This window comes from Candidatus Hadarchaeales archaeon, assembly GCA_038823825.1.
GTDB lineage: Archaea > Hadarchaeota > Hadarchaeia > Hadarchaeales > Hadarchaeaceae > JAVZGN01.
This window is the reverse complement of record JAWBCC010000001.1, coordinates 90015-102970: the sequence shown is the minus strand read 5'-3', so window position 1 is coordinate 102970 and position 12956 is coordinate 90015. Positions and strand designations below refer to the sequence as shown.

Sequence of the window (12956 nt, the reverse complement as noted above, 5' to 3'; positions counted from 1 at the left end):
ATGAATATTCATCAAAATTGTGATTCCGTGGCATACAAAATCGCCGTAATCCCCGGAGATGGAATAGGTCCAGAAGTGATACGTGAAGGAGTAAAAGTTCTCCAAACCTTGCAAGACTGTATGCCGGAGGTCAAGCTAGAATTCGTTTACTTTCCGTATGGTGCGGACCATTATCTTAAAACTGGAGAAACGATTTCAGAAGAAGGTCTGAAAGAACTCTCGAAATTTGACGCGATATATTTGGGTGCCTTGGGAGATCCGCGAGTTCCACCCGGCATACTCGAACAAGGAATTTTGCTGAAAATACGTTTTTACTTTGAGCAATTCGTCAATCTACGGCCGGTTAAGCTTTATCCGGGGGTACCGTGCCCGCTGGTCGGAAAGAAACCCGAAGACGTGAACTTCTATATCGTGAGAGAAAATACCGAGGATTTTTACGTTGGAATTGGCGGAAGAATCCGAGAAAAGAGAAGAACAGAGCATGAGATCAAACGTTCGATTTATTCGATAAAATTTGGGCTTGACTTGGAGGTTGATGGCGACGAAATCGCATATCAAATCGGCGTAATAAGCAGAAAAGGTGCGGAACGCGTAATCAGATATGCATTCGAACTCGCACATAGAAAGGGAAAGAAAAGAGTTACCAACGTAGATAAAGCAAACGTTTTAACGCATGTATATTCGCTTTGGAGGGAAGTTTTTGAAAAAATAGCAAAAGAATATCCCGACATAGAGACTGAGCATGCCTTCGTCGATGCAATAAGCATGTGGTTTGTTAAAAATCCTGAATGGTATCAGGTTGTTGTGACACCGAATATGTTCGGAGACATCATAACCGACCTCGGAGCGATGATCCAGGGAGGAATGGGTCTCGCACCAGGAGGAAACATAAACCCGGAGGGCATCAGTATGTTTGAACCGATCCATGGGTCGGCACCGAAGTATGCCGGGAAGAATGTGGCTAACCCAATAGCTACAATACTTGCTGGACACCTAATGCTTGAGCAGCTGGGAGAAACGAAAGCTGCAGAGGTTCTAGAGAAAGCCGTTGCAGAAGTGCTTAGGGAAGGAAAAGTAAGGACAAAAGATCTGGGCGGTTCTTCTTCAACCTCAGAAGTAGGTGATGCAATAGCCAACAAGATTAGAGAAATATGCGGAATTCGACATCAAGCTTGATTTTTAATATGTAGATGAAGATGTCTATAGGATGCAGGAGAAGGCTCAAGCTTTACTGGAGGCTCTACCTTACATTCAAGAATTTCATGGAGAGATAATAATCATAAAACTTGGCGGAAAGATTTTGGAATCTGAAAAGCTCTTACAGCATGTGCTACAAGATGTTGTACTTCTACACCTGCTAGGGATGAAAATCGTTCTAGTTCATGGAGGAGGACACGAAATCAGCGAGGAAATGCGCAAAGCGGGGATAAAACCAAAATTTGTCGAGGGACTCAGGGTTACTGACGAACAAACGATGGAAATCCTTTATGAACAACTGGCAGGTAAGCTCAACAAACAGATCGTCCTGGGAATCAACAAGATCTGGTTTGAAACTCGGCAGAGAAGAAAAGAGGAATATCCGATCGGTCTAGCCGTTGGGATAACAGGAATGGATGGCGCTCTCATAAAAGCAAAAAAACTCATATACAAGACCACAACGAGTAAGGGCAAGGAAATTGAAATAGATTTGGGACTGGTTGGAGAGGTTGAAAAAATTGATACCGAGCTCATACGCAGCTTGCTCAGAGCAGGAAAAATCCCAGTCATAGCACCGATCGGTGTCGATTCCGAAGGGAGAAGCTTAAATCTTAATGCGGATACTGTTGCGGCAGAACTTGCTATCAGCCTAAAAGCCAAAAAACTGATTCTTCTCACAGACGTAACTGGCGTTCTTAGAAATCCAAACGATGAAACTTCTCTCATTTCGGTGCTGACTGTTGAGGAAGCGCAAAAACTCATCAAAGATGGTGTGGTAAAGAAAGGAATGATACCGAAGCTCGAGGCATGCATAAAAGCTATTCAGGGAGGAGTCGAACGCTGCCACATATTGAGTGGTCTGATTCAACATTCGATCTTACTCGAAATTCTTACTGACAAAGGAGTAGGAACGATGATCGTTGGGGGATAATATTGAGAACGCTGGAGGTATATGCTAGACATGTCGCAAACACTTACAATAAGATACCGATAATTCTCACAAAAGGAAAGGGAATGTATGTCTTCGACGAGAAAGGACGAAGATATATCGACTTCGTCGGAGGTATCGCAGTCTGCTCTCTAGGTCATTGCCCAACAAGTGTGGTAAAGGTCTTACGCAAACAACTTGGAAAATTAATGCATGCATCTAACCTCTATTACACACATGAACAGGCAAATCTTGCCAGACTTCTCGCTCAAATCTGTCCAAACGGTATAGAAAAATTCTTCTTCTGCAATTCTGGAGCCGAAGCAAATGAAGGAGCCCTAAAACTCGCGATAAAACATACAAAAAGAAGCAAGATAATCGTCATGGAGGGGTCCTTTCATGGACGTACAGCCCTAATAGTTGGAGCTACTTGGAAAATCGAATATCGAAAACCTTACGAGGCGATAATTCCAAAAGTTTTCGAATTCGTGCCTTTTGGAGATTTGCAAGCGGTTGAAAGAGCAATGAACGACCAAGTTGCTGCAGTGCTAACCGAACCGATTCAAGGAGAGGGAGGTGTCAGGGTCCCTCCAGATGATTTCTTACCGGGTCTCAGAAAGTTATGCGATGAGCGAAATGTGCTCCTTGTTCTTGATGAGATACAAACCGGTATGTGCAGAACCGGTAAATGGTTTGCATGTGAACATTGGAGGGTTTCGCCGGATGTGATGACAATAGCCAAGGCTCTTGGCTCAGGCTTTCCAATAGGTGCTCTGGGTGCGCGCGCAGAAGTGATGGACTCGTTCATGCCTGGCGACCATGCATCGACCTTTGGTGGAAATCCGCTCGCCTGCGTAGCCGCAATCGAAACAATAAAGACCATGAAAAAGCTGAAATTACCCGAAAGAGTAACCAAAACAGGAGATTATTTCATGAAAAGACTTTTAGAGCTCGCGGAGAGCTACAAGCAAATCGTTGAAGTTCGCGGAAAGGGGCTTATGATAGGTATGGAAGTGGTATCCAAAGAAATCGCACAGAAAATTCAGCTCGATATGTTGAAAAAGGGATTCTTGATAAATGTTACAGCTGAAAAAGTGTTAAGATTTGTTCCGCCGCTGATAGTCGAGAAAAGTCATATAGATAAGCTTGTTGATGCACTTGATCAGCTTCTCGGGGGATGAAAGCTTGAAGAGAGACTTCATAGTAATGTCAGACATAAGCCCTGCCGAACTTTTCAAACTTTTGAAAGAAGCTAGGAAGATGAAAATCGAAAGAGGGAAAGTAAGAAAAGATTTAGCTGGAAAAACAATTGCTATGATTTTCGAGAAACCCTCAACAAGAACGAGGGTTTCTTTTGAAGTTGGAATTCGAGAACTTGGAGGAAACGTAATTTTTCTTGGTACCCAAGAAATGCAGCTTTCTAGAGGGGAGACAATCTTCGACACTGCTAAAACTCTGAGCAGATATGTTCATGGAATAATTGCTCGAGTATCTGCACATGAGACGCTTGTTGAGTTTGCAAAATATAGCGATGTTCCGGTCATAAATGCGCTCAGCCCACTTGAACATCCCTGTCAGGCGCTTGCGGATCTTTTGACGATATATGAGAAAAAAGGAAAGTTGAAAGGAGTTAAGCTCGCCTGGATTGGAGATGGAAACAATGTTTGCAATTCATTGCTTATCGCTTGCGGGATGACTGGAATGAACATTAGCGTGGCTACACCAAAAGGTTATGAACCACCTGTAGAAATCGTAAAGAAAGCCAAAGAATTCGCCTCAAAAAGTGGGAGTAAAATCGAAATTTTGAATGATCCAAGAACTGCTTTGATCGGCGCGGAAGTCGTTTACACTGACGTTTTTGTTTCAATGGGGCAAGAGAAAGAAAAAGAGAAAAGAATGAGGGATTTTTCCGGTTTCAAAGTCACAGAAGAACTCATGTCATTTGCAGAACCTGATGCGATTTTCATGCACTGTTTACCAGCACACAGGGGAGAAGAAGTAGATCCAGAAGTAATCGATGGGCCAAAATCTGTTGTTTTTGACCAGGCTGAAAATCGGTTGCACGCACAAAAAGCCTTGCTGAAATTTTTAATCACTTGAGGAGGAGAACTATCCTTGGGAGGTCCTCTTCCTCGTTTCTCGCCGCCGCATCTTTGGATGGCTCTTGAGCTGATAGGCAAACATAAACGAATCGGGCGCGGGCAACTCGCCAAAATCATGAAGCTAGGAGAAGGAAGCGTTAGAACTATTTTGGAGAGATTAAATAAACTGGGACTCGTTCTTTCCGCAAGGGGTGGAAGTTGTCTGAGCGAGAGAGGGAAAAAACTTCTAGACGAATTACCAACAATCTCGGAGATAAAATTAAGATATCTTTCGCTTGGCAAGATTAGTATGATTTCCAAGGTTCCTGGTGGAAGTGTTCGCGTAACCTCGGGAATGGAGCAAAGAGATGCTGCAGTACAAATCGGGGGAAAAGGCGCTACCGTGTTGGTTTTCAAAAAGGGAAAACTCAGATTTCCCGACGGAATTGAGGTCAGAAAAGAGGCTGATGCGATTCTTGCGATTTCTAGACCTGAAGAAGGTGATGCAATAATAGTTGGCTTCGGAGACGATAGAATATCAGCCGAGCTAGCCACCAAGGCTGCAGTTCTTTCTCTTTTGCCGAAAATATCGAAAATTTTTACGGAGTTATGTCGTGTATCTTGAGTTGATTCTCACATAATCGTACGTCAAATCACATCCCAAAGCAGTCGCGCATTCTTTACCCACTCCCAAATTAACCCTTATTTCTATTTCTTTGCTTCTCAGAATATCCCTCGTACGCATCAGAAGCTTTTTCGTTGGTGGATTTTCCCCTTTGACAAGTAGAACCCTTCCCCTTTCACTTTCAAACTCAAGCGATAGCTTGCGCGGGTTAAAAGAAACTCCCGAGTAACCTAGAGCTGCGATCACCCTACCCCAGTTTGGATCTCTTCCGAACATGGCTGATTTTACGAGATTTGAACCGACAATCGTTTTTGCCGCTTTTTTTGCTTCCTCCGCAGTTTTAGCGTTAATGACATGAACTTGGAGAACTTTTGTTGCACCCTCCCCATCTCTAGCGATCATCCAAGCCAACTCACCCATTACGCATTCTAGCCCGCTCTGGAAGTTTCTGTCTATTTTATCTGACGTTATTTCCCGATTTCCTGCTCGACCGTTCGCCATGACGATCACCATATCACTCGTGCTGGTCTCTCCATCTATGTTCAACATGTTAAAGGTTTTATCAACAGCTTGGGCAAGAGCGGTGCGCAAAGCTTCTTGTGTTATTTTTGCATCCGTCACGATGAACGATAACATTGTTGCACATTTCATCTTTGGACAAATCATTCCCGCACCTTTGGCTATACCTGCAATGGTGACAATTGTACCATCTTCCAACTCCACTTTCGCAGCTGCCTCCTTTGGAAAAGTATCAGTTGTCATTATTGCTTTAGCCGCATTCAAGCTGGCTTCCCTAGAATCCGATAATTCTCTGACCGCCAGTCTTATTCCTTTTTCTATTTTCTTGATCGGGAGGTATACTCCGATTATACCGGTGGATGCCACAACAACTTCCTTTTTCTTTAAATTTAGCAGATTGGCGGTCAACTCGGCCATTCTTTCTGCATCCTTTAGACCTCGCTTACCGGTAAACACATTCGCAATTCCGGAGTTGCAAACGATTGCACCAATTCTTCCATTTTTTATGTGTTTCTGGCTCAGGATGACTGCTGCTCCTTTTATTTTATTTGTTGTAAAAGCTCCGGCTGCAGGAACTGGGCCATCTTTAGAATATATCAACATTAGATCCAAACCTCTCCTCTTTATTCCGGCTCTAACACCCGCGGTCAGGAATCCAGGAACTGTTGTTATTCCACCCTCTATTAGAGTAATCATCAAAAGCTCCTCCCATTAGGGTCGCAGGGGAGGTATACTGAGGCCGGTCTTCTCATCAATTCCAAACATTATGTTCATGTTCTGTATGGCTTGACCGGAGGCGCCCTTGATCAAATTATCGATTACAGAAACCACCACGCCCCATTTGCCGTCGCTGGAAATTTCAAAGCCAATATCGCAGAAGTTTGATCCGACAACGTAATTGAGCTCAGGGATTTTTTCACGTAGCCTGACGAAGGGTTCTCCATTGTAAAAATCCAGATAAACTTCTCGAATGTCTTCAGAGAAAACATGCTCGCGGAAGAAGACATGCGCTGTCATCAATATCCCTCTAGTAATTGGAATCAAATGTGGTGTGAAAAAAACGTTCACTTTCTTTCCGGCCAGCTCACTAAGCTCCTGCTCGATTTCTGGAAGATGCCTATGATTACAGACAGAATATGGTTTAACATTCGAAGCAGTAGTCGGATGATGAGTAAACTCGGTAGGAGAGGCTCCGGCACCCGAACTTCCGGACAAGGCGTCAACGACTATGTGATCTGTGTCAATCAAGTTTTCTTTTACGAGAGGGGCGAGAGCCAATATAACCACGGTAGAGTAACATCCCGGATTTGCAACAAGTCTCGAATTTTTAATTTCTTCTCTATGAATTTCTGGAAGTCCATAAACTCCTTTTATCTCCGGACTCTCATGCTTTCCGTAGTATTTTTCAAAAATTGACAAATCCTTTAATCTATAGTCGGCACTTAGATCGACTACTTTCGCTCCGCCTTTCAGAACTTCTGGCGCATGTTTCATCGCGACACCATGGGGAGTTGAAAAGAAAACAACGTCTACCGATTCTCCCAACCTTCTGTAATCTGGTTCTTCTATCTCCCAATCCAGTAAACCCACTAAATGAGGTTGATAATCCTTCAAGGTTTTACCGGCGCTTTTTGCCCCGCAGATATGGGCAATCTCCACATTTGGGTGGTTAAAAAGAAGTCTGAGCAACTCTCCGCCCGTATAACCAGAAACTCCAACGATAGCTGCTCTTATTTTCATCTGCAAACCTCCTTAGCCATCTTGATTAACTTCTTTTCCACTACCTCCAGTTTTTCTTTTTCACTCGTTAATTTTCTAGTCAACGCATCGATTTCTTTTTGCAATCTCAGCACCTCTTCTTTTATTCTGTTCGGAGACGGTCCTCCCTCTATGTTTCTTGACTTTATTGCACTGGTTGGATCCAAAATTTTCTTCAGAACGCTCTCGGATATCTCGATCTTTCTGCCGAGTATCTCTGACGAGGCCCTTGCCACATCACTTACATTTATTTTTTCGATAGTCTTTCCATCCTTTATGGCATTTAAAACGACTCTTCCAGCAACTGCATGCGCCTGCCTGAAGCTTAGACCATAAGAACGAACAAGTTCGTTCGCTAGCTCAACGATGGTAGCGAAACCTTTTTCCATCGAATGTTTCATTCTCTCCTCATTGACCCGTATTTCTCTGACAGCTAGCGAAACTACCTCAATCGCGTGTTTTGTTTCATCAAAAGATCTCCAGAGCAATGGTGTCAATTCTTGAAGATCCAAATTGTAAGATTGGGGAAGACCCTTCACAAGCGACATAGCTCCAGAAAGGAGACCTATTGTCTCGGCAGCTTTTGCTCTAACCACTTCGAAAACTATTGGGTTCTTTTTCTGTGGCATTATGCTGCTAGTTGAGCTAAATTCTTCCGGAAAATCCACAAAGCCGAACTCCAGAGAAGACCAGATAATCATGTCTTCGGAAAGTCTGCTCAAGTTTGTCATCAATATCGCAGAAGCGGTCATGGATTCAAGTAACCAATCGCGAGAACTCACAGCATCCATGGTATTCTTATCGATTCTTTCAAAGCCTAAAAGTTCTGCAACAATTTTTCTGTCTATATTGAAACTCGTCCCGGCAAATGAACAGGACCCCATTGGACTCGAATTAACTCTGTCATATGCCTGCAAGAATCTCTCCAAATCTCTCCAAAACATCTGAACATACGAGAGAAGATAATGCCCGAAAGTCGTTGGTTCTCCGACTTGGAGATGCGTGTAGCCCGGCATTACAATTTCTGCGGTTTCATCGGCTTTTTGATTGAATACTTGAATTAAATCGAGCAGCTTTCTCGCGATGTCCAAAATTTCTTCTTTGATCTGTAATCTGAGTGCCGCAACAACTTGATCATTTCGGCTTTTTGCTATATGAATTTTTCCGCCTATGTCTCCAACTTTTTTAATTACAAAATCTTCCACCACCATATGTATGTCTTCAAATTCTGGACGAAGTCGCAACTTAGATGGTGAAATTTCAAACAGTTCTAGTAAAGCTGATAAAATTTTTGATGCCTCTTTGGCGGAAATTATTTTCATTTTGAGAAGCATCAAAACATGTGCGATGTTTATTTTCACAACTTGTCTAAAAATCCGGATATCCTCTTCTAGTGAACTTGTATATTTTGCAATGCGCTTATCCATTTCTTTTTCAAATCTACCTTTGCGGAGCAACTTTTCTCCTCCTTCCGGCAATCATAGATTGTAGACTGAAGAATTTGATCACAGATGCCGCTTCTCGCTGATCAAAACCGAATTTTTCGAAAGACACAAGATCCTCCTCATAAAGAGAATATGGCGATTCTCTACCCACCACTCTCGAAAAGCCTGCATTCAACTCTACTTTAACTTTCCCAGTTACTTTTTCTTGTGTTTTATCTATAAAGGCATCCAAGTCCTGCTTCAATGGATCGAACCAGAAACCGCTATAAACCAAATCAGACCAAAGCTTGTCAACCGTTTGCTTGAAGAAAAATTCCTGTTTCGTCAGAACAAATTGTTCTAGGGCTTTGTGAGCTTGCAAGATTACCGTTGCGGCGGGAGCCTCATAGTTCTCCCTTGCCTTTAGACCTAGAATTCTGTCTTCGATTAATTCTATCCTGCCAATCCCATACGAACCAGCTAATTTATTTAACGCATTGACCAGCGCTACTCCCTTCATTTTCTTACCATCAAGTCCTACCGGAACTCCGTTCTCAAAGTTTATAGAAATAATCCTGCGCTTTTTCTTGACCTTCTCCGGAGATACCGTCAGAGCGTATATTTCATCGGGAGGAGGTTCGGCCGGGTTCTCCAGAATGCCTCCTTCAATTGATCTACCCCAGAGATTCTCATCAATGCTGTAAGGTTTTTTCTTTTTGACAGAGACGGGGATCTTGTTTTTTATCGCATATTCGATTTCTTTCTGTCTATCTAAGTTCAGTTCTCTGATTGGAGCAATTATTTTCAGCTCTGGAGCGAGTAGAGAAAATGTTATGTCAAATCTGAACTGGTCGTTGCCTTTTCCTGTACATCCGTGAGCTACAGCATCTGCGCCTTCTTTCTTTGCGACTTCAACTACCTTTGCTGCTATCGGATATCGAGCCAGGGCCGTCGAAAGCGGATATCCCTCGTAATTTCCATTGGCTTTCACGCTTTGAAAAACATATTTTTCTATGAACTCGTCCTTCGCATCGATATGAACGTGTTTTAACACCCCTAGTTTTTCCGCCCTTTCTGCTGCCTGCCGGAGGTCCTCTGGACTCTGGCCCACATCTACACAAACCGTTATGACCTCCGCATTCCATTTTTCTTGGAGAAGCTTTATGCAGACCGTTGTGTCTAGACCGCCGCTGTATGCTAGAGCTACCCTCATCTCCTTCACCTTTTGATGAGAAACACAACATAAAAGCTTACTACATCGAGAGAATTAAAGGGTGTATTGTATGAATATCTTTCTCTTAGGTCGACCTGGGAGCGGGAAAACGACGATCTTCAAGATGCTTAGGGAAGAGTTGGCCTCTTCAGGAGTTGACGCAGAAATTGTAAAAATAAACGACTTTCCGATTCTTTTGAAAATCTTCGAGGAGGACAAAGAGTTCAAAAGACACAAGCCTACTCCTGGAGGCTTTAAGGTTACAGATGAAAGCGTTTGGGATGACATGGCAAAAGAGCTCGCGAAGACCGTGGAAAAACTCCAGGAGCCCGGAAGACTTGTCTTTGTTGAGTTTGCGAGAAAGAGTTATGAAAGAGCCTTAAAAAACTTTGACAAAAAGATTCTGGAAAAAAGTTTGGCAATTTATGTTAAGGTGCCTTTCGATATCTGTCTGAAAAGAAATCTCAAAAGAAGTGGAATGGAAACCGAAATTCATCTCGTTCCAGAGGAAGAAATGAGAAAAACATACGAAGAAGACGACCATGACAAAATCTCCGAGTTTCTTCCGCTGATCATTGTCGAAAACGTGGGGGATTTTGAGGATTTAAAAAAGAAAACAAAAGAAATCGTGCAAAAAATTTTGGAGTACTGGAGGAAGCATGAAACACATTAGTTTTAGACCTATATGGTTTGATAGCTTGGGTGTAAAATCTTCATGTGTTTTAGTTTGGACAAAAGATGTGCGAATCCTAATTGATCCTGGAGCAGCCATTATGCAACCATCGTTTCCAGCCAATCTCGTAAAAAAGCTTTACTGGCTGGCTAAGGCAAAACTTTCGATTCGGAAATCTGCAAAGTCCGCGAATGTCGTGGTTATTTCTCACTATCACTATGATCACTTTGTGGATTTTGATAAACAACTTTATGAACACAAAATTGTTTTTGCAAAAAATCCAAACGAATTCATAAATGAGTCTCAAAGAAAAAGGGCAGAAACTTTCTTTCAGCATTATTGCCGGAGCATAGGAAAGCAAAAGCTGAAAACCATCGAGATTGAAGAGAAGGAGGAATATGAAGACGCTATAAAGGAGCTTTCTCGCAATTTAAGCAAAGAAACCTTCGAAAAGGGACTCAAATGGTTTAAAAATTTATCGGAAAAGTGGAAAACTTGGGAAAGAATCCCAGAACTTTCTTTTAAAAATGGAAGCTTGAAATTTCCTGAAGGGAAAACTTTTACATTCGGTAGAACCAAGTTGCAAATGTCCGAACCTTTTTTCCATGGTGTCGAATTCTCTAAGATAGGTTGGATTTTCTCTACGATCGTAAAACATGGTAAAGAAAAACTAATTCATTCTTCTGACTTAAATGGGCCCGTTATCGAGAATTATGCAGAATGGATAATTGATCAAAACCCGAATATATTGATTCTTGATGGACCATCCACCTACATGCTCGGATACTTGGTGGCAAAATCCAACCTAAAAAGAGCCGTGAAAAACGCGGAAAGGATACTGGAAGAGGCAAGCAATCTTGAAATCTTGATATACGATCACCACTTGCTGAGAGAACCGAAATTTAAAGAAAAAACGGCAGAAGTTTGGAAAACCGGAGAACGAAAAGGTGTGAAAGTTTTAACCGCAGCGGAGTTTTTAGGAAGGAAACCAGTCGTTTTAGGTTAGCGATTAACCAGCGGTGGTGGGATCTATCCCTTCCTCCATCAACTTGATCGGCTTTTTTAAGACCCTGCGGAATATCCTAAAAACTATCTGTCGAACAAAAAATCTTTGGAAAGGATCTGAAAGATAATCTTTCGCAAGATCATCAACCCACTTGAAATCGTGTTTTATGCATTCGGCCATCAGCATCCAATGCTCAGGTAGCATGTCTTCTTTTGAGAAAAACTTTCCTCCTTCCAGTCCACCTAGAGGTACGAAAAAAAGTGGAACTATAAGCGACCGGTATTCTCTTAGATTCTGGACAAGCTCGATCGTTTTGCGTATGTCTTCTGCGGTTTCTCCTGGTAAACCTGAAATCAAGGTCGAACATGGTACCCATCGGTGGTCGGCCAAAATTTTGTGCGCTTCAATGACGATCTCTGGCCACTGTTCAGGCTTGAAAGGAAGAACCTTTCCAAACATGTGCTTCTCCATTAACCTAGGTGATCCCGTCTCAATGCCCACCTGTCCCGAATAGAATTTAGCATCCGTTTTCGAGTCCAGAAGTTGTGTGAGTTTTGGAATCAAATCTGGCTTGGAGACAACCGAAGCAAATGCAAAATGGGATATGGATATCTTTGAAGTTTTTTCTAATACTTTGCCGAAAAGTTCTAGAACCTTGCTTTCGTCTGGTATTGGTCCTTGAGCCCCATATCTAAGAACATCCTCTGCATGTAGGAGTATCTCGTGTGCTCCTTCACGCAGGTTCACCTCTACCTCTTCCATTATCTTCTCGATGGGTCGACACCTGAAAATTCTGAGATTAGGAACACAGAATTTGCAGCCTCTACCACAGCCTCTTGCAATTTCAACCAAACCGCTTATTGTTCTATGTTTTATGGAAGGGATTTTCTCTACAGGGACTGTTTCGCCGTAAACAATTTTCGGCAAAGGTTCTCCCTTAAGAGCCTTCTTGAAAATTTCCACACCCGTTATTTCTCCTTCTCCGACAAGCACACAATCTATTCCATAACTTTCTAAAATTTTCTCATCTGCCAACTGCCAAGCGCCCGGACCCCCAGCGATTATCTTGAGCGAAGTATTACCTCTGCGTTTTGCCACTTCTCTGATTTTTTTCACTGTTTTCTCGAAAAAGATCGCAGAAAACGTCCTTTTCCTCGTAAGACTGCTGAAAGTAGTGGAAGCTGGACCTAAACCGCGTGGATCATTGGTGGTGATTCCTACGACCTTCGTGTTTTTGTCTATCACATTGTCCAGATGGTCCGGATGAGCCACAACAACATCTATGCCAGCCTCTAGCAGAGCCGCTTCCATCTTTCTAGTGCCGCAGGGCGCCGCTTCCGCTATTCCGTTATGATTTCCAACTGGTGGACTAAGAAACAACTTATAGAGAAAGTCTGAAATGAGCTTTGGAGCACAAGCTGCAAATCCTACAAAGATCGAGTATCCATACTCCGACATGAGAGATCTGTCTGAGGTGATGATCACTTCATGTGACATGTCAATTCCTCCTGTGCATTCTATTTTTCACCCTT

Annotated in this window: 12 protein-coding genes; 7 read left to right on the top strand and 5 right to left on the bottom strand. The window is 42.7% G+C overall.

The features are described 5' to 3' along the window. The first annotated feature begins 27 nt into the window (after positions 1–27). Genes QXF64_00535 through QXF64_00515 form a run of 5 tightly spaced genes read left to right on the top strand, consistent with a single transcriptional unit; the run spans position 28 to position 4831 of the window. Complete coding sequence (locus QXF64_00535; protein MEM1688983.1) at positions 28–1176, top strand: isocitrate/isopropylmalate family dehydrogenase; 1149 nt, start codon at positions 28–30, stop codon at positions 1174–1176. Positions 1177–1207: 31 nt separating this feature from the next. Continuing rightward, positions 1208–2128: an acetylglutamate kinase gene (gene argB / locus QXF64_00530; protein MEM1688982.1), complete on the top strand. Its 921-nt coding sequence runs from the start codon at positions 1208–1210 to the stop codon at positions 2126–2128. A 2-nt stretch (positions 2129–2130) separates the two neighbouring features. Further along, on the top strand, positions 2131–3306 hold the full coding sequence (locus QXF64_00525; protein ID MEM1688981.1) for an aspartate aminotransferase family protein: 1176 nt from the start codon (positions 2131–2133) through the stop codon (positions 3304–3306). Positions 3307–3310: 4 nt separating this feature from the next. Then, positions 3311–4225 carry an ornithine carbamoyltransferase gene (gene argF, locus QXF64_00520; GenBank protein ID MEM1688980.1) on the top strand — a complete coding sequence of 305 codons (915 nt, stop codon included), beginning with the start codon at positions 3311–3313 and terminating at the stop codon, positions 4223–4225. Positions 4226–4240: 15 nt separating this feature from the next. Next, positions 4241–4831: a DUF4443 domain-containing protein gene (locus QXF64_00515; GenBank protein MEM1688979.1), complete on the top strand. Its 591-nt coding sequence runs from the start codon at positions 4241–4243 to the stop codon at positions 4829–4831. Here the strand turns inward: QXF64_00515 and argJ are convergent. From argJ to QXF64_00495, 4 genes are read right to left on the bottom strand one after another with little or no spacing between them, the layout of a single operon-like run. After that, entirely contained in the window at positions 4814–6046 is a 1233-nt protein-coding gene (gene argJ / locus QXF64_00510) for a bifunctional ornithine acetyltransferase/N-acetylglutamate synthase (GenBank protein ID MEM1688978.1), read from the bottom strand. The two genes, QXF64_00515 and argJ, sit on opposite strands and share 18 nt — an antisense overlap. A gap of 15 nt (positions 6047–6061) precedes the next feature. Continuing rightward, positions 6062–7090 (bottom strand): N-acetyl-gamma-glutamyl-phosphate reductase, encoded by a 1029-nt coding sequence (gene argC / locus QXF64_00505; protein ID MEM1688977.1) that lies wholly within the window; start codon positions 7088–7090, stop codon positions 6062–6064. Continuing rightward, a complete protein-coding gene (argH, locus tag QXF64_00500) occupies positions 7087–8565 on the bottom strand; it encodes an argininosuccinate lyase (GenBank protein MEM1688976.1) in 1479 nt (492 codons plus the stop codon). The genes argC and argH overlap by 4 nt, the downstream gene beginning before the upstream one ends. Continuing rightward, positions 8549–9745 (bottom strand): argininosuccinate synthase, encoded by a 1197-nt coding sequence (locus tag QXF64_00495; GenBank protein MEM1688975.1) that lies wholly within the window; start codon positions 9743–9745, stop codon positions 8549–8551. The genes argH and QXF64_00495 overlap by 17 nt, the downstream gene beginning before the upstream one ends. A gap of 70 nt (positions 9746–9815) precedes the next feature. On the opposite strand from QXF64_00495, the gene QXF64_00490 reads away from it, so the two are divergent. Next, complete coding sequence (locus QXF64_00490) at positions 9816–10418, top strand: AAA family ATPase (protein MEM1688974.1); 603 nt, start codon at positions 9816–9818, stop codon at positions 10416–10418. Further along, complete coding sequence (locus QXF64_00485; GenBank protein ID MEM1688973.1) at positions 10405–11424, top strand: MBL fold metallo-hydrolase; 1020 nt, start codon at positions 10405–10407, stop codon at positions 11422–11424. The genes QXF64_00490 and QXF64_00485 overlap by 14 nt, the downstream gene beginning before the upstream one ends. A 3-nt stretch (positions 11425–11427) precedes the next feature. Here QXF64_00485 and QXF64_00480 read toward each other — a convergent pair whose 3' ends face one another. Then, the gene (locus tag QXF64_00480) at positions 11428–12921 is read right to left on the bottom strand and encodes a radical SAM protein (protein MEM1688972.1); all 1494 of its coding nucleotides are present in this window, start codon (positions 12919–12921) and stop codon (positions 11428–11430) included. Positions 12922–12956: the final 35 nt, after the last annotated feature.